Raw genomic sequence first — 17,783 nt, 5'->3', positions numbered from 1 at the left:
GGAATCCGTTGATCAAGATCAACCTTATCTGCCGTAATCAACGTCATACAGGACGTCGTTTCTGATAAAGATCAAGTCGCCTCAGGCAGGAACGCTCAATCTGGATTTCTATTCGCTCCAGCCAGATGGCCGCGTGCCGAGGTGCCCCATGTCGCAGACACAGCGTTTACTGTTAATAGCCCCCCCAGCCATGACCCGCACACCGGCGTTCGATCGCGCCGCCGCGTTGGCGTTAGTCATGCAATTGCCGTTGCACATCGTGGCGTTCGATTATTTGCAGGCCCTGGCGGTAGCCGGCCTGTTCGCCCCTGAACAAATCAGCCTGGCCCGGGACGGGTATTTGCAAACCCATCGGCAGTGGCTCGCGGAGCAAGCCGGGTTGATGAGCAAACACGGGGTCGAGGTCACCAGCGAGGTGGTGTGGGTACAGCATCCTTATGAGGAGATTCTGCACTTCGTCAACGAAATGCCGCTGGCGCTGATCATCAAGGAAGCCCAAGAAGAATCGGCATTGAAACGGGTGTTTTTCACGCCGCTGGACTGGCAGTTGCTGCGCGATTGTCCGGTGCCGGTGCATCTGGTGACCAATGCCCTCAATCCACGACCCCGCAGCGTGCTGGCCATCGTCGATGTGATGCGCAGCGAAGAGCAGGACCATGTGTTCAACGACCAGATTATCGACGCTGCGACCAAGCTGGCTGAACAATGTGACGCCCGGCTTGAGCTGCTGCATGTCTTTGACTGGACGGCCGTGTATGCGCAGGACATGGGATTTGGTGCGCTGCCGCTGGCCGTCGGGATTTATGAAGCGTTGGGCGTGGCTCAGCACGAGGCATTTGCGGCCCTGGCAGAGCGTCACGGCGTGCCACCGGAATGTCGGCACTTCATCGAGGGCGCACCGGTATCTAGTATTTGTGAATTTGCCGCTGACCACCGCACCGATGTCATCGTAATGGGAACGGTGCAGCACAAGGGGTTGAACAAGCTACTGGGGACCACGGCCGAACAACTCTTGCACCGGGCGCCTTGCAGTGTACTTGCGATCAAACCGAGCGAGATGCTGCAATCCTGAGAACTTGGATAGCCCCGCGATGAACCGTTGGCCGGAACATCGCGGGGCGATTGTTTACAGGAAAAGACGATGGATGACCTGACGGCTGTCATCGGGATCATTGCGTGTCTCGAAACCTAGAGCCTTGGCCAGGTCACGCATCGGTGCATTACTGGAGGCATCCACCGAATACATCTGGCGAAAGTTGTTTTTGCGAGCGGTTTTGATCAAATGCTCCATCAGTAACGTACCCAGGCCCAGATGTGTCCATTCATCGGCGACTGTCACGGCGCATTCACATTCATGCTCGCCCGTGGCGGCGTAGCGGCTGACGCCGATCTCAATCAATTGGCCGTTTTCGTGGACCAGCGCGATGTAGGCTGTGCGCTGTTTGTTATCGGTGTCCATCAACTGGTTAAGCATGGCGGCGCCAGGTTCGTTGATCTGCGCAAGAAAACGCATGTGCCGGGACTCGGGAGACAGCCGTTTGATAAAGGCGTATTCACGCACGCGATCTTTTTCCGCCAGCGGCCGGATCAACACATGGCGACCGTCCTTGAGCGCTTCAATCCAGTATTGTCCGGTGACTGCGGCGTAGGCGGCCGCGGCCCGATCATTGTGGTCTTTGACAGTGAGCATGGGGTATTCCTCCATCCGGTTTGAAAGGTTGACGCACGGTGACGAACCGTACGATTCATTCCTTTCTACGCCGTTGCTGGTGCTTGAATCTGATCTGGATCAGAGACTCGTGACGAAGCGCATTCATTCGTACCTGGTTGATGTAAATCAACTTGGGGCAGGGGGCAACGGGTGCAGTCTGGGACACCTGCCGGCCCTTGCGAGCCGGTGTCGAACCGAGGTGTGTGATGGGCCAATATCAACGTTTGTTGCTGATCGCCGACCAAACCTTGCACCAATCCCCGGCGATGTTGCGTGCCGTCGCGCTGGCCAAGGCAAGTGGGACTGCGCTGGATGTGCGGGCCTTTGTCGAACCGGCACCGGTGGTGCATTTGTGGGACGAGAAAGTCGACGACGCGAGGTATCAGGGCTATTTGCGCCGCTGTCGTCGTTGGGCCGCCGACGAGATGGACCGGCTCAATGAAGTCGGGCTAGAGGTGACCGTCGAAGCGGTATTCACCAGCCATCCGCTGCTGGACATCCTGAAGACGGTCGAAGCGCTCAAGCCCGACCTGCTGATCAAGGACGTCACCTTTGAGCCACTGCTCAAGCGGGTGTTCACTACACCTCTCGATTGCCACTTGTTGCGCGAATGCCCGGTCCCCGTGCATTTGGTAAACCAAGTACGGTACAGCTTGCCGCACCGCATTGTGGCGGCGGTGGATCCGTTCGATCCATCAACCCAGATCAGCGGCCTCAACGACACTATCATCCAGACCGCGAACGCATTGGCCTTGCAGTGCGACGCGCCGCTGCACTTGCTGTATGCCTTTGATTTGTCGCCGGCCTTCAATGGTGACGCGCCGCTGACCGGCGGCGGCTGGGGCGTGGACTACATCGAGGAGCTGCGTGAGTCGTTGCACCTGGCTTTCGTCACCCTGGCAGATCGCTACGGTGTGCCGCCTGAACGTCGACATTTCGTCATGGGGCTGCCGGTGCCGGTGATCAGTGAGTTCGTCGAGCAATACTTGGCCGATGTGGTGGTGATGGGCACCGTGCACCGGGTGGGCATTGACCGGATAATCGGCAGCAACACCGAACGGGCCTTGTACTCGGTGCCGGGGAGTATTCTGGCGGTGGGACAGGGCGTCAGGGCGTGAGGACGATCGCGCCGTTGAACTGACCGGCCCGCACGCACGCCAGCGCCTGATTGGCATCGTCCAGGGCAAAACGGGTGACGTCGCAGTGCACGGGCGTGTGTTGCAGCTCCGCAAAGAACGCCGTGCCGTCTTCTCGGGTCAGGTTGGCCACCGAACGAACGCTGCGCTCGCCCCACAGCAGCCGATAAGGGAACGAAGGGATGTCGCTCATGTGAATGCCGGAGCACACCACGCAGCCGCCTTTGACCGTTACCGCCAGCGCCGCCGGTACTAGCGCACCGACGGGGGCGAAAATCAGACTGGCATCGAGCAAGTGTGGCGGAGGTTGATCCGAAGGGCCGGCCCATTCGGCCCCCAAGGATAGGGCATAGGCCTGGCCTTCGCTGTCATCCGGTCGGGTGAAGGCATACACCTTCTGCCCCCGCCCCCGCGCCACCTGAATCGCCAGATGCGCTGCTGCACCGAAACCATAGAGGCCCAGATGGCGTGCGTCTTTGGCCATTTGCAGCGCCCGAAAGCCGATCAGCCCGGCGCACAGCAGCGGTGCGGCCTCGATGTCCGAGAGCACCTCAGGAATAGGGAAACAGAAACGCCTGTCGGCTACGGTGTACTCGGCGTAACCACCGTCCAGATGACAACCGGTGAACTGCGCCTGATCACACAGATTCTCCCGGCCCGAGCGGCAGAACACGCAGTGACCGCAGGTCCAGCCAAGCCAGGGAACACCCACCCGCTGGCCTATCCAGCTGGGCGCAACGTCGGCACCTACCGCTGTGACTTCACCGACGATTTCATGTCCCGGTACCCGCGGCAATACCGCTTGTGGTAACTCACCGTCCACCAGATGCAGATCGGTGCGGCACACGCCGCATGCCAGGACTTTGATTAACAGTTGGTGTGGCCCGGGTGTCGGGATGGGGCGCTCTTCCCGTTGCAGCGGCTGGCCGGGAATATGAAGAACCATGGCACGCATGCCAATCCTCCAGACGTGCGGGTGTCAGCGTGGGGAGCGATGACAGCCCGCGACCAGCTGCTTGAGCCCTTCCATGTTCTGGATTTTGACGTCTCGGCCCGTTATTTCTACCAGTCCCTGATCCCGCAGGTGCGCAATGCCCCGGCAGATGGTTTCCAGCCGCAGCCCCAGGTAGGAGCCGATTTCTTCGCGACGCATTTTCAGCACGAAGTCCCTGGATGAATAGCCGCGGATACTAAAACGTTGCGACAGGTTCAGCAGAAAAGCCGCCAGTCGCTCATCCGAGTTCATATTGCCCATCAGCATCAGCATGCTGTGATCACGCACGATTTCACGGCTCAGGAGCCTGTTAAGGTTGTGCTGCAGCGACGGCAGGTTTTGGGCGAGTTTCTCCAGTTGCGCGAAGTGGATGGGACAGACTTCGCTGTCCTCGAGGGCAAACGCATTGCAGGCGTGCTCATCGGCGCTGATGGCGTCCAGACCGAGCATCTCGCCGGGTATGTGAAAACCCGTGACCTGTTCACGACCATCGACTGACAACACGCTGGTCTTGAATGAGCCGATACGGACCGCGTAAAGCGAACGCAACGGATCACCCGTGCGGTATAACGCGGCACCCTTTTTAACCTTGAAGCGTTGCACGATCAGCGTATCCAGTCGCTCGACTTCCGCGCCGCTCAGGCCAATTGGCAGGCACAACTCCAACACGCTGCAGTTGGAACACGCGGCCTTGAGGTAATGAACTTGAAGGGGACGAGTTTCAGGCATGGGAGGGACGCCATCTGGGGTTTTCTAAGCATAGATGGTGAGTCTTCGGGTGCGCAGCTCATTCGGGCGTTCGCCGGGGTAATCGACGAACGGGGAAAACCTGCGTCTTGCGGGCCGATGTTCAGAGCACTCCCACGCCATTCAACTTGATTGCCGGCGGTGAGACTTGATGTAAATCAAGTCCTGGGCGTTTCAGACTCCCAGAATCCACGAATGACTATCGGTAGGTCGAGCCGTTGGCGGAGAACTTCATGAGCGATTTTCTGAGTGATGAGCAACTGGAGGGGCTGGATGCCTATTGGCGGGCCTCCAATTATCTGGCTGTCGGGCAGATCTACCTCAAAGATAACCCTTTACTGAAGGTGCCCCTGACCCTGGCCCACCTCAAACCGCGGTTGCTGGGCCATTGGGGCACGACGCCAGGCCTTAACCTGATCTACACGCACCTCAATCAGCTGATCAACCAGTACGACTTGAACATGCTCTTCGTCGCCGGTCCCGGCCATGGCGGGCCAGCGGTTGTCGCGCAGACCTACCTGGAAGGCACCTATACCGAATTTTGTCCATCGGTGGAGCGCAATACCAACGGTCTGCTTCGCCTGTTTCGGCAGTTTTCCTGGCCGTACGGGATTTCCAGCCATGTGTCGGCGCAGATTCCGGGGTCGATCCATGAAGGCGGCGAACTGGGCTATTGCCTGGCCCATGCCTACGGTGCCGCCTTTGATAACCCAGACCTGATTGTCGCCTGCGTGATCGGTGACGGTGAGGCCGAAACTGGTACGCTGGCGGCGAGTTGGCACTCCAACAAGTTCCTCAACCCGGTGCGTGATGGGGCTGTGCTGCCGATCCTGCACCTCAATGGCTACAAAATCGCCAACCCCACGGTGCTGTCCAGAATCAGTGAGGATGAACTGTCAGCCCTGATGTATGGCTATGGCTACGATCCGTATTTCGTTGAAGGCGATGATCCGACGCAGGTGCATCAGGCCCTGGCCCGGACGCTGGATACGATGGTGCTGAAAATCCGCGAGATTCAGCGCGAAGCGCGCCAGCCTCGGCAGTCCGGAGCACCAGAACGGCCGCTTTGGCCCATGTTGGTGTTGCGCACACCCAAAGGCTGGACCGGCCCGAAATTCGTCGATGGCCATCGCGTCGAAGGCACCTGGCGCGCGCATCAGGTACCCCTGGCCGATTTCCAGCAGCCGATTCATCTGCGACAACTGGAGGAGTGGCTTAACAGTTACCGTCCCGGTGAACTGTTTGATGCCAATGGTACCTTGCTGCCCGAAATCGCTGCACTGGCACCGACCGGCCACCGGCGCATGAGTGCCAATCTCCACGCCAACGGTGGCTTGTTGTTGAGGGCTCTGGACCTGCCGCGGTTCACCGACTATGCGGTGAAGCTCGAGGTGCCTGGCAGCCTGCGCGCAGAGGCCACGCGGGTACTGGGCACTTTTTTACGCGATGTGATGAAAAACAATCTGCTATCGAAAAACTTTCGTCTGTTCGGCCCGGATGAAACTGCGTCGAATCGACTGGATGCGGTCTACGAGGTCAGCGCCAAAGCATGGATGGAGCCGCTGGAGCCGGACGATGTGAACCTGTCGGTCGATGGCCGGGTCATGGAGATCCTCAGCGAGCAGGTGTGCGAGGGTTGGCTCGAAGGCTATTTGCTGACGGGCCGCCATGGTTTGCTGTCCTGTTACGAGGCATTCATCCATATCGTCGATTCGATGGTCAATCAGCATGCCAAATGGCTGAAAACCGCCGCTGAGGTGCCATGGCGTAAACCCGTTGCTTCGCTCAATTATTTGCTGACGTCCCATGTTTGGCGCCAGGACCATAACGGTTTTTCCCACCAGGATCCGGGGTTCATCGATCTGGTGGCGAATAAAAAGTCGGACGTCGTGCGGATCTACCTGCCGCCCGATGCCAATTGCTTGTTGTCGGTGTCTGACCACTGCCTGAGAAGCCGCGATTACATCAACGTCATCGTCGCCGGCAAACAACCGGAGTGGCAGTGGCTGGATATGGATGCCGCCATCCGACATTGCCAGACAGGAATCGGCCGTTGGGACTGGGCATGCCGGGATGATCAGGACCCGGACGTGGTGATGGCCTGCGCCGGTGACGTGCCGACCCTGGAAACCCTGGCTGCCGTGACCTTGTTGCGCGAGTACGTTCCTGATTTGTGTGTCAGGGTTATCAATGTAGTCGACCTGATGGTGCTGCAGCCATCCTTCCAGCATCCCCATGGTTTGCCGGACACAGCGTTTGATGAACTGTTCACGGTCGATAAACCGGTGATTTTCGCCTTCCACGGGTACCCCGCGCTGATCCACCGCCTGTTGTACAAACGCACCAATCATGACAATTTCCACGTCCGTGGCTTCAAGGAGGAGGGCGCGACCACGACGCCGTTCGATATGGCCGTGATCAATAACCTGGACCGTTATCAACTGGCACTGGACGTCATCGAGCGGGTGCCCCGCCTGCATGATCAACTGCAAAACGCGCGGTCGCGATACTGGTCGACGATGGAAAAACACAAGCTCTACCTCATCGAGCACGGGCAAGACATGCCCGAGGTGCTGAACTGGCAGTGGACGCCTGTGGCCGATGGCTGAGGTCCTGTGTGTGCGGGGGATCTGATTTAAATCAAGGGCACGCAGGCGCCGGAGGAGGACTCTGGAGCCATGCTGGTGCTTGATCCAGCGAGGGCGCCACCGCTGGCCTCGGCAACAGGCAGCAACCGGCGTCGAATACCCACCTGACTGGAGGCAGATCATGAGCCAGTATCAACGGTTGTTAGTGATCATCAACCCGGCCCTGCGCTATTCCCAGGCAATCAATCATGCTGCAGCGCTGGCCAAGGCCAGCAGCGCGAGTTTGCATATTGCCGCCTTGATTCCTTCGTTGAAAATGTTGTCGCTGCTCGAAGAAGGCGACCGGGAAAAGGCTCGGGAGCGTTACCTGCAAGACCATCATGACTGGCTAAAGAACCAGGCAAAAAATCTGCGGGGCAGGGGGATCGATGTGACCACCGAGGTGGCCTGGGCCGATGACATGAAGCAAGACATCCTGGATCACGTCTCGGAAATGCAGCCCGACCTGTTGATCAAGGAAGTTCAGCATGAATCAGCGCTCAAGCGTGCCTTTTTCACGCCTCTGGATTGGCATTTGCTGCGTCACTGTTCGATACCGGTTTACCTGGTGGGCGGGAGCGGCTTCGTCTTGCCACGCAAGGTTGTGGCGGCGGTCGAGGTGTCGGATGCCGAGTCTCCCGACGACGAACTCAATGACCGGATCATCCAGCAAGCAAGAGGCCTCGCCATGCAGTGTGATGCCGAGTTGCATTTGCTGTACGCCTGCAATATTTCCGCCGCCTTTCTGGCGGACATGGGCGGTCTGACGCTGGCTGACCTCACCAAAGCGCTGCGCAGAGACCTGGAAAAATCTTTCCTCAAGTTGGCCGGTCGGTATGGTGTGCCCTCTGATCGTCGACACTTCATTCTAGGACACCCCGTCACGGCGCTGAGCGAGTTCGCTAACGAGCATCAAGTGGATGTGATCGTGATGGGTAGAGTCCAATCCCATGGGGTGGACAAGCTGTTGGGCAGTACGACCGAGCATATTTTGTATCAAGTGCCTTGCAGCGTCCTGGCGGTCTGAGCCTGAAGAGACACAGGCCGTTTATGCCAGACCGACAGACGGGTCTGGCAGAGCGTATGCCTGCGCTTGTTATTTGCTCTTCCAGTATTTCTGCATTTCGAGAAATAGAAACGAGGCCGTCCAGGAAATGAGTACCAGACCGGTCAACGCCTGCAGGCCGGTCAGGTACTTGAGATTGCCGACGGGTGAAATATCGCCGAAACCGATCGTCGTATAGGTAGTGAAGGAAAAATAGACACAGTCCAGCAGCGAACCATCGAAGTTGCCCGTCAGGCCGCCCCATTCGCCGGAACGCACCATTAGGTAATAGACCAGCGCGAAGCACCAGACTTCTGACGCGTGGGCCAGCAGGGCGCCGAACACCCCGACGACAATTCTGAAACGGCTCCAAAGCTTGAGCCGGGGCAGCCAATCGTTCAGACGTAACAGGCACTCGTAGTGGATCACCACGACGATGATGACCACCAGAGTATTGATCAACGTGACTGCCAGCATGGCGAACCTCCAACGGTAGCGGATGCGTAGCGGTCCGCACTAAGGGGTATCATCAAGACACGTTCCTCAGGGTGGCGTCACGGTCCGCTGGGTGGATGGCGGGGCGGGTTTGATCGGCATGAGCGGTGGAAACTCTTCGGGTGTCAGGGTTTCTTTTTCCAGCAACAAGTGTGCACCGGCGTCCAGATCACCCCGACGACTGTCAAGCAGGGCTTTTGCCCGCCCATAGGCTTCATCGAGCAGGGCACGAATACCCAGGTCAACTTCCCTGGCCGTTTGTTCCGAATAGTCTTTCTCACCAACACCCTGCATACGTTCGCCCAGATAGGTCGCGCTTTGCCGCTCCAGCACCGACTGTCCGAGTTCGGTGCTCATGCCAAACCGGGTGATCAATTGTCGGGCGATATCAGTGGCGCGAGCCAAATCATCGGCAGCCCCGGTAGAAATCTGGCCATAAGCAAGGTATTCGGCGGCGCGTCCGGCCATCAGAACAACAATCCGGTCCTTGAGCATTTGGCAACTGATGAGGAAGTGATCCTCGGTCGGTCGCTGCAGCGTATAGCCCAGCGAGCCGATGGCGCGGGGCACAATGGAGACTTTGTGAACGGGGTCCATGGCCGGCAGGCTACTGGCAGCCAGGGCATGCCCCATTTCGTGATACGCCACCACCTGGCGCTCGTCGGGGTGTAGCACGCTGCTCTTGCGTTCAACCCCCGCGACGATACGTTCCACTGCCGCCGTGAAGTCATCCAGGCTGACTGCTTCGGCGCCACGACGAGTGGCCACGATCGCCGCTTCGTTGACCAGATTGGCCAGATCAGCGCCCGTGAAGCCCGTGGTGATGTCGGCAATACGCTCGCCATCCAGGCCCGGCTCCACAGTGATTTTTTGCAGATGGACCTTGAGAATCGCTTGCCGGCCTTTACGGTCCGGGCGATCAATCAGTACCTGGCGGTCGATCCGGCCGGCTCGCAGCAGCGCCGGGTCCAGGATCTCTGGCCGATTGGTCGCAGCCAGTAATACAACGCCCTCACGAGGATCGAATCCGTCCAGTTCTGCCAGTAGCTGGTTGAGGGTTTGCTCCTTTTCGTCATTGCCGCCAAATGCGCCAACGCCTCGCATTTTGCCCAGCGCATCCAGTTCGTCGATGAAGATGATGCAGGGCGCCGCCTGCCGCGCTTGCTCGAATAAGTCGTGCACACGGGCGGCACCCACTCCAACGAACATTTCGACAAATTCCGACCCCGAGATCGAGAAAAACGGCACACCGGCTTCACCCGCAATGGCTTTGGCCACCAGGGTTTTGCCGGTTCCCGGCGGACCGACCAACAACGTGCCCTTGGGAATGTGCGCCCCCAAGCGTGCGTATTTGGCCTTGTCCTTGAGAAAAGAGACGATTTCTACCAATTCGGCCTTGGCTTCATCGATACCCGCGACATCGGCGAAGGTCACCCCGGTATCGCGCTGGACGAACACCTTGGCCCGGGACTTGCCGATGTTCATCAACCCGCCCATGCCTTGTTTTTCCGCCATGGCGCGAAACAGAAAATGCCAGATCACCATGATCAGGAAAAACGGCAGCAGCCAGCCCAGCAGTCCATTCAAAAAGGTGTTTTCGTTGACCCCGGTAAAGCCGACACCCGATTGCGCGAGTTCCGTCGCCAGCGCCGGATCGACCCGCACGGTGGAGAACAGGTTGTGCCCGTCAATGGGGTCCTGCAGTTTGCCGCTGATCTGATCCTTCTCGACCCGTAAATCGCTGACCTTTTGCTCGTTCAGCAGTTGCAAAAACTGACTGTAGGGAATGCTCTGCACGACACGACGATCAATAAACAGAAATTGAACGAGGGTGAGCACGACAAACGCGATCGCGAAGTAGGACAGGTTCCATTGGTGGTTCTTTTTCATGGCGATGACTCGACAAAAAACACGGGCCGGGCAGCCCGTAATCCGCCTGGAAAACCACCGGCTCCCCAGGGGTATTAGCTCACGCAAGCAGTAAATGGTCTTCCACTTTGCTTACGCCCGGCACCGACCATGCAGCCCGTTCCGCGATCTGGCGTTCGCGCCACAAGTGAACCCGGCCTTCGAGTCTCACCACATCACCCTCGACAGTGACGTGAATCTCCTGGGCATCCACTTCGGCGCTACGCTTTAGCGCTGCCTCGATACGTTGCTGGATATCGAAGACATCCAGCCGAGGGCGCAAGGTGAGGCGATTACTCACGCCAACCACGCCGGATAACTTGCGCACCGACCGCTCCACGGTTTCTTTCTGGTATTGCCAGTCCACTTGGCCTTCCAGGGTGATCCGTCCGCTCTGCACGATGACTTTGACGTCGCCTTCGGGAACGTCAGAACTCCAATTGATGATTTTCAAGGCGCGGGTGGCGATCGAGTCGTCCGAAGTACCAGTGTTTTTGGCCAGCCTGACTTGAATTTCATCGGCTAGCGCACGAACGCCTTTGATGCCTTTCACCGCGCGTTCCGCACTGATTTTCTGGGTGTAGCTGCTGACGTGACCGGAGAGCGTGACGACGCCATTGTCCACCGCAACGCCGATGTTGGCAGCATCGATTTCCGGCACGAATTCCAGCTCTTCCAAAATAGTTTTACGCAGGCTCAAGTCGCTCATGACGGTGTCCTCTTTTTGATGCGCTATTGACGGGACGCAGCGCCCGGTTCTTTTTTTTTACGCCTGAGCAGCGCAAAGACATTGAGTTAAATCAACAAGGCTTCAGTGAGTTCCTCACTAATCGCCAGCGGGCCATTAGTTGACAAAAATCAGAGTGTGCAGGCGATAACGTCAGATACTTGGGTCAACTATCTATAGCTTTTCCAGTTGCTTTAAACCGAGGGGAAAAAGTCATGAATAAGCGCTTGTCCTTTGTATTGCTGAGCGTCTTGTTGGCATCGACTGCCGGTTGCAGTCATAAGCACGCTCAGGAATTCGACGCCCGATTGGAGGCCGCCGAAAATAATGCCGCAACGGCGAGACTCAGGGCCGATGAGGCCTACATCAAGGCGGAACAGGCGCAGGCAACGGCCAGTCAGGCGCTACGCACTGCTGATGAGGAGAAGGTACGCGCCAGTCGGATGACCAATAAAGCGTCTGGCAAGTAATGAGCGATTGCACGAGTCCCTGACAGGAAGTCGGGTTTGCAGTCAGGCAGGTAACGCGTTCCAAGGACGAGGTCTATGATGCTGAAACTTAAACGTATCCTATTGATTGCCCCCAGCGAAATGACCCGCACCCCGGCGTTTGACCGGGCGCATGCACTGGCCTGTGCCACCGGAGCCTTGTTGCACATCGTCGCATTCGACTATGTGCAAGCGCTGGCGGTGGCCGGGCTGTTTGATCACGATGCGATGGCCCAGGCACGGGAGGGCTACTTGCAGGTGCATCGACACTGGCTGGAGCAGCAAGCCCGGTTTCAGCGATGCATCGGGTTGCAGGTAACCACCGAGGTGGTCTGGGCCAAATCCACCCCGGCGCATATGCTTGAGTACGTCAATGACTTCCATGCGGATCTGGTGATCAAGGACACCCAGCATGTACCGGCACTCGATCGCGCGTTCCATCGGCCCCTGGACTGGCTGTTGCTGCGCAACTGTCCGGCCCCCTTGCATCTGGTTACTGAAGCTAAGAATCCCAAACCGTTGAAAATTCTAGCGACCATCGATCTGTCCCATCTGGAGGAGCTGACCCAAGGGCTCAATGACCGGATTCTCGACCTGGCCTCAACGTTGGCGGCCTCCTGTGGCGCCGCCTTGCACGTGTTGAATGTCAATAACTGGTCGGTGATGGGCGACGCTACGAGGAGTGTGCCGACACTGAGTCTGGATGACAATTTGAGAGACGCAGTCAACGATGCCCAGGAGGAGGCCTTTGAGGTACTTGTCGAACGCTATGGCATCGAAAAAAAATGCCAACATCTACTGACCGGCATTCCCCACAAGGTGATCGGACTTTTCGCCCAACAGAATGCATTCGACATGGTGGTGCTGGGCACGGTCTATCACCACGGGATCGACAGGTTAATCGGCAGTACCGCCGAGAGCGTACTGAACAGGGCCCCGTGCAGCTTGACGATCGTCAAGTCATTGCCTTGGTTTGACTGAAACGACGACCCGGTCGCACCTGCTGTTGATAAAAATCAACGGCTCTTGCGCCAAAAGGAGCGATCAATAGCGCTCCCATGAATGTTCAAGGAGACGGTCATGCGAATGACATTTCTCGGTGCAGCAGGCACGGTCACCGGCAGCAAATACCTGCTGGAACATCGCGACCAACACGTACTGATCGATTGCGGCCTGTTCCAGGGCTATAAACAACTGCGGTTGCATAACTGGGACCCGTTCCAGCTCCCGGTTGGCAACCTCGGCGCCATCGTCCTTACCCATGCCCACTTGGATCACAGCGGCTACCTGCCCGTATTGGTGCGTAGCGGTTATCGCGGTGCGGTTTATGCCACACCCGCCACCTGTGAGCTGGTAAGGATCCTTCTATTGGACAGCGGCCGCTTACAGGAAGAGGCCGCCGAGTTCGCCAATCGGCATGGTTTCTCCCGGCACAAACCGGCGTTGCCACTTTATACCGAGCAAGATGCCGAGCGGGCGCTGAAACTGTTACGACCAGTGGAGTTGCATCACAGGGTCGAAATTGTCCCGGGCATGACCATCCAGCTTCGTTGCGCGGGGCATATATTGGGCGCGGCTACGGTGGAGGTGATCGCCGATGGCATCACGCTTGTCTGTTCAGGGGATCTGGGGCGGCCAGATGATCCATTGATGTTCGCTCCAGAAACCGTCGAGCAGGCTGATTACCTGCTGGTGGAATCGACCTATGGTGATCGCAAACATCCGGTCGAGTCGCCTGAGGCGCAATTGGCCGAAGTCATCACCCGCACCACGCTGCGTCATGGCATCACCTTGGTTCCGTCGTTCGCAGTAGGGCGCGCCCAACTGTTGATGTACCACCTATATCGGCTGAAACAACGACACGCGATTCCCGATGTGCCGATCTATCTCAACAGCCCGATGGCCTCCGACGTCACGAGTTTGTACCAGCGTTTTCGCAGCGAGCACCGGTTGTCCCCCGAAGAATGCGAAGGCATGTGTCACGTCGCACAGTTCGTGCGCACCACCGCGGATTCGATCAAACTGGATCAGCAGCGCACCCCGGCGGTGATTATCGCTGCCAGCGGCATGGCCACGGGGGGGCGTGTGATCCACCACCTCAAGGCGCTGGCCCCCAACCCAATCAATACGTTACTCGTACCTGGTTTCCAGGCCGGCGGTACCCGTGGCGCGCAAATTATTGCGGGCGCTCCTTCGGTGCGCATTCACGGCAAGGATGTACCGATAAGGGCTGAGGTGGTGCCGATGGAAACCCTGTCCGCGCACGCCGACGCCGATGAAATCATGCAATGGCTGCGCGGATTCAAGCGGCCGCCGAAACACACCTACGTGGTGCACGGCGAGCCCAATGCTTCGGATGTACTGCGTCGACGTATCAGCCTGGAATTGGGGTGGTCGGTTTCGGTGCCGGAGTATCGCGACAGCGTCGAACTAATCCAAATTGATCAGCCTTGAAGTTCATTACGCTGACGAGAGTACCGCTCATCAGCGGGTGCCCTTCAGTACCCACAAGCAATGTCAACGGAAGCGGATACCTTCCTCGGTTGTACTGATTTGAGTGCCTGCTGCGCCGTTGACGATGTCTTCAATGTCGGCCAGTGACCCGATGGCTGCCACTTTGCCGGTGTTGCGAGCGAACTGGCAGGCTGCCTGCACCTTTGGCCCCATGGAGCCGGCCGCGAAGGCAAGTTTTTCCAGTTCATCAGGATGAGCATGGGCGATAGTTTTCTGGGTGGGTTTGCCGAAGTCGATGAAGGCGGCGTTGACGTCGGTGGCGATCACCAACAGATCACTGTTCAGCTGTTCGGCCAGCAGCGCCGAGCACAGGTCCTTGTCGATCACCGCTTCCACACCCTGGAGTTTGCCATCGGCGCCGTACACCGTCGGAATGCCGCCACCGCCGGCACAAATCACGATGCTGCCTTTTTCCAGCAACCATTTGATCGGGCGGATTTCGAAGATACGTTTCGGTCTTGGACTGGCGACCACACGGCGGTATTTGTCGCCGTCCGGGGCAATGGCCCAGCCTTTTTCCGCGGCGAGTTTTTCCGCTTCGGCCTTGGTGTAGACCGGGCCGATGGGTTTGCTTGGGTGCTGGAACGCCGGGTCGTTGGCGTCGACTTCGACCTGAGTCAGCAGCGTGGCAAACGGCACTTCGAAGTCCAGCAGGTTGCCCAGTTCCTGCTCGATGATGTAGCCGATCATGCCGTCGGTTTCGGCGCCAAGCACGTCCAACGGGTAAGGGGACACCGAGGTGTAGGCCGCCGCTTGCAACGACAGCAGGCCGACTTGTGGACCATTGCCGTGGGCGATTATCAGTTGGTTGCCAGGGTGGATCTTTGCGATCTGCTCAGCGGCGATCCGGATGTTGGCGCGCTGGTTGTCCGCGGTCATGGGTTCACCCCGGCGGAGCAGGGCGTTACCGCCCAAAGCAACGACGATACGCATAATGCATTCCTTTTAGTAATATCGCTCCGCGCGATACGTGGAGACGATCGATACGGTTAGATATCTGCCAACGCCGACACCAGAATCGCCTTGATGGTGTGCATGCGGTTTTCCGCTTGCTCAAAGGCGATGTTGGCCGGCGATTCGAAGACCTCTTCAGTCACCTCAATACCGTTGGCCAGGTACGGATAGCGCGCGGCGATGTCTTTGCCGACCTTAGTTTCGCTGTTGTGGAACGCCGGCAGGCAGTGCATGAATTTCACGCGCGGATTGCCGGAGGCTTTCATCATGGCGGCGTTCACCTGATACGGCAGCAGTTGCTCGATGCGCTCGTCCCACGCTTCCACGGGCTCACCCATCGACACCCAGATGTCGGTGTGGATGAAGTCCACGCCTTTGACCGCTTCTTTCGGGTCTTCGGTGATGGTGATGCGTGCGCCACTGTCTTCGGCGAAGGCTTTGCATTGAGCAATGAAATCAGCCTGCGGCCACAAGGCTTTCGGTGCGGCGATGCGCACGTCCATGCCCAGTTTGGCGCCGATCATCAGCAGTGAATTACCCATGTTGTAGCGGGCGTCGCCGAGGTAGGCGTAGCTGATGTCGTGCAGCGGCTTGTCGCTGTGTTCACGCATGGTCAGGGTGTCGGCGATCATTTGCGTCGGATGGAATTCAGCGGTCAGACCGTTGAACACCGGCACGCCGGCGAACTTGGCCAGCTCTTCGACGATTTCCTGTTCGAAGCCGCGGTACTCAATGGCGTCGAACATCCGCCCCAGCACGCGGGCGGTGTCCTTCATGCTTTCCTTGTGGCCGATCTGCGACGACACCGGGTCGATGTAGGTGACGTGAGCGCCTTGGTCGTGGGCCGCGACTTCGAAGGCGCAACGGGTGCGGGTCGAGGTTTTTTCGAAGATCAGTGCGATGTTTTTGCCTTGCAGGTGCGCACGCTCGGTACCGGTGTACTTGGCGCGTTTGAGGTCACGGGACAAGTCCAGCAGGTAGTGCAGCTCGCGAGTCGTGTGGTGCATCAGCGAGAGCAGGCTGCGGTTGCGCATGTTGAAAGCCATGATGGGATCTCCTTGAGTTTGGGTTATCCACCTGCCTCCCGCTTTATGAGCGCGAAGCAGGGCACAGGAATTAATAGTCGATAGGATCGCGGATGATCGGGCAGGTCATGCAATGGCCACCACCACGCCCGCGACCGAGTTCGCCGGCGCTGATGGTGATGACTTCAATACCGGCCTTGCGCAGCAGGGTGTTGGTGTAGGTGTTGCGGTCGTAGCCGATCACCACGCCCGGTTCCACGGCCACCACGTTGTTGCCGTCGTCCCACTGCTCGCGCTCGGCGGCGAAGCTGTTGCCGCCGGTTTCCACCACGCGCAACGTTTTCAGGTTGAGAGCCTTGGCCACGGTGTCGAGGAAGTTGGTTTCTTCGCGACGAATGTCGATACCGCCCGGTTTGCTGTCGTCAGGGCGCAGGGTGAAGGCGACGATCTGGCTGACCACTTCCGGAAAAATCGTCACCAGGTCGCGGTCGCAGAAGCTGAACACGGTGTCCAGGTGCATCGCTGCGCGGGATTTCGGCAGGCCTGCGACAATCACGCGCTCTACGACGTTGTGCTTGAACAGGTTCACCGCCAGTTGGCCGATGGCCTGGCGCGACGACCGTTCGCCCATGCCGATCAAGACCACGCCGTTGCCGATTGGCATCACGTCGCCGCCTTCGAGTGTGGCGTTGCCGTGTTCCTGATCCGGATCGCCATACCAGATCTGGAAGTCAGCGTTGGTGAACTCCGGGTGGAATTTGTAGATGGCACTGGCCAGCAACGTTTCCTGACGGCGCGCCGGCCAGTGCATCGGATTCAGAGTCACGCCACCGAAAATCCAGCAGGTGGTGTCGCGGGTGAACTGGGTGTTGGGCAACGGCGGCAGAATGAAGCTCGAGTGGCCGAGGAAATCGCGGAACATCTGAATGGTCTTGCCGCCGAAGCTGTCCGGCAGATCATCCGCCGACACGCCGCCAATCAGGAACTCGGCAATCTTGCGCGACTCCAGGCTGCGCAGCCACGAGCTGACTTCGTTGACCAGGCCCAAGCCCACTGAATTGGCGGTGATCTTGCGCTCCAGGATCCAGTTCAGGGCTTCAGGGATGGCGACGATGTCGGTCAGCAGGTTGTGCATTTCCAGTACGTCGACATTGCGCTCGCGCATTTTGGTGACGAAGTCGAAATGGTCGCGCTTGGCTTGGGCGACCCACAGCACATCATCGAAAAGAAGCTCGTCGCAGTTGTTCGGGGTCAGCCGCTGATGGGCCAGGCCTGGAGAGCAAACCATGACTTTGCGCAGTTTGCCGGCTTCGGAATGTACGCCGTACTTAACTTTTTCCGTGGTCATTGCAGTGATCCTCCAGATGACAACTCATTCCCTCTACACAACGAGGGGCTTAAAGGGTCAGGAA

The 17,783-nt window shown here is 58.4% G+C and carries 16 protein-coding genes; 7 read left to right on the top strand and 9 right to left on the bottom strand.

Features of this window, described 5'->3' with window-relative positions; translation table 11 throughout:
• Nucleotides 1–148: 148 nt before the first annotated feature.
• Nucleotides 149–1,072: a universal stress protein gene (locus CKW16_RS11010; RefSeq protein WP_095128437.1), complete on the top strand. Its 924-nt coding sequence runs from the start codon at nt 149–151 to the stop codon at nt 1,070–1,072.
• 54 nt (nt 1,073–1,126) lie between these two features.
• Here the strand turns inward: CKW16_RS11010 and CKW16_RS11005 are convergent, their stop codons facing one another.
• Nucleotides 1,127–1,690, bottom strand: coding sequence for a GNAT family N-acetyltransferase (locus CKW16_RS11005; RefSeq protein ID WP_095128436.1), 564 nt, complete (start codon nt 1,688–1,690; stop codon nt 1,127–1,129).
• Between the two features lie 227 nt (nt 1,691–1,917).
• On the opposite strand from CKW16_RS11005, the gene CKW16_RS11000 reads away from it, so the two are divergent.
• The gene (locus CKW16_RS11000) at nt 1,918–2,829 is read left to right on the top strand and encodes a universal stress protein (protein ID WP_095128435.1); all 912 of its coding nucleotides are present in this window, start codon (nt 1,918–1,920) and stop codon (nt 2,827–2,829) included.
• Here CKW16_RS11000 and CKW16_RS10995 read toward each other — a convergent pair.
• Nucleotides 2,819–3,802: a zinc-dependent alcohol dehydrogenase family protein gene (locus CKW16_RS10995; RefSeq protein ID WP_095128434.1), complete on the bottom strand. Its 984-nt coding sequence runs from the start codon at nt 3,800–3,802 to the stop codon at nt 2,819–2,821. The two genes, CKW16_RS11000 and CKW16_RS10995, sit on opposite strands and share 11 nt — an antisense overlap.
• Nucleotides 3,803–3,826: 24 nt before the next feature.
• Nucleotides 3,827–4,570: a fumarate/nitrate reduction transcriptional regulator Fnr gene (gene fnr, locus CKW16_RS10990; RefSeq protein ID WP_095128433.1), complete on the bottom strand. Its 744-nt coding sequence runs from the start codon at nt 4,568–4,570 to the stop codon at nt 3,827–3,829.
• Between the two features lie 251 nt (nt 4,571–4,821).
• Between fnr and CKW16_RS10985 the strand changes: the two genes are divergently transcribed.
• Nucleotides 4,822–7,197 carry a phosphoketolase gene (locus CKW16_RS10985; RefSeq protein WP_095128432.1) on the top strand — a complete coding sequence of 792 codons (2,376 nt, stop codon included), beginning with the start codon at nt 4,822–4,824 and terminating at the stop codon, nt 7,195–7,197.
• A 160-nt stretch (nt 7,198–7,357) separates the two neighbouring features.
• Entirely contained in the window at nt 7,358–8,242 is an 885-nt protein-coding gene (locus tag CKW16_RS10980) for a universal stress protein (protein WP_095128431.1), read from the top strand.
• Between the two features lie 69 nt (nt 8,243–8,311).
• Here CKW16_RS10980 and CKW16_RS10975 read toward each other — a convergent pair whose 3' ends face one another.
• From CKW16_RS10975 to CKW16_RS10965, 3 genes are all read right to left on the bottom strand, one after another.
• The gene (locus CKW16_RS10975) at nt 8,312–8,737 is read right to left on the bottom strand and encodes a potassium channel family protein (RefSeq protein ID WP_095128430.1); all 426 of its coding nucleotides are present in this window, start codon (nt 8,735–8,737) and stop codon (nt 8,312–8,314) included.
• A gap of 66 nt (nt 8,738–8,803) precedes the next feature.
• Complete coding sequence (ftsH, locus tag CKW16_RS10970; protein ID WP_095128429.1) at nt 8,804–10,645, bottom strand: ATP-dependent zinc metalloprotease FtsH; 1,842 nt, start codon at nt 10,643–10,645, stop codon at nt 8,804–8,806.
• A gap of 79 nt (nt 10,646–10,724) precedes the next feature.
• Entirely contained in the window at nt 10,725–11,372 is a 648-nt protein-coding gene (locus tag CKW16_RS10965; RefSeq protein ID WP_095128428.1) for a BON domain-containing protein, read from the bottom strand.
• Between the two features lie 233 nt (nt 11,373–11,605).
• Between CKW16_RS10965 and CKW16_RS10960 the strand changes: the two genes are divergently transcribed.
• From CKW16_RS10960 to CKW16_RS10950, 3 genes are all read left to right on the top strand, one after another.
• Nucleotides 11,606–11,860: an Lpp/OprI family alanine-zipper lipoprotein gene (locus tag CKW16_RS10960; RefSeq protein WP_095128427.1), complete on the top strand. Its 255-nt coding sequence runs from the start codon at nt 11,606–11,608 to the stop codon at nt 11,858–11,860.
• A 78-nt stretch (nt 11,861–11,938) separates the two neighbouring features.
• Nucleotides 11,939–12,859, top strand: coding sequence for a universal stress protein (locus tag CKW16_RS10955; protein ID WP_095128510.1), 921 nt, complete (start codon nt 11,939–11,941; stop codon nt 12,857–12,859).
• 99 nt (nt 12,860–12,958) lie between these two features.
• A complete protein-coding gene (locus tag CKW16_RS10950; protein WP_256580470.1) occupies nt 12,959–14,332 on the top strand; it encodes an MBL fold metallo-hydrolase RNA specificity domain-containing protein in 1,374 nt (457 codons plus the stop codon).
• A gap of 63 nt (nt 14,333–14,395) precedes the next feature.
• Here CKW16_RS10950 and arcC read toward each other — a convergent pair whose 3' ends face one another.
• The 3 genes from arcC to arcA form a co-directional block, all read right to left on the bottom strand.
• Complete coding sequence (arcC, locus tag CKW16_RS10945) at nt 14,396–15,325, bottom strand: carbamate kinase (RefSeq protein ID WP_095128425.1); 930 nt, start codon at nt 15,323–15,325, stop codon at nt 14,396–14,398.
• A gap of 56 nt (nt 15,326–15,381) precedes the next feature.
• Nucleotides 15,382–16,392 carry an ornithine carbamoyltransferase gene (locus CKW16_RS10940; RefSeq protein ID WP_095128424.1) on the bottom strand — a complete coding sequence of 337 codons (1,011 nt, stop codon included), beginning with the start codon at nt 16,390–16,392 and terminating at the stop codon, nt 15,382–15,384.
• 70 nt (nt 16,393–16,462) lie between these two features.
• Nucleotides 16,463–17,719: an arginine deiminase gene (gene arcA, locus CKW16_RS10935; RefSeq protein WP_095128423.1), complete on the bottom strand. Its 1,257-nt coding sequence runs from the start codon at nt 17,717–17,719 to the stop codon at nt 16,463–16,465.
• Between the last annotated feature and the right edge of the window lie 64 nt (nt 17,720–17,783).

This window comes from Pseudomonas sp. Irchel s3h14 (assembly GCF_900187425.1).
In the GTDB taxonomy this organism is placed as follows: domain Bacteria; phylum Pseudomonadota; class Gammaproteobacteria; order Pseudomonadales; family Pseudomonadaceae; genus Aquipseudomonas.
The sequence above is the reverse complement of the archived record's forward strand: the minus strand, read 5'-3'. Positions and strand labels throughout refer to the sequence as shown.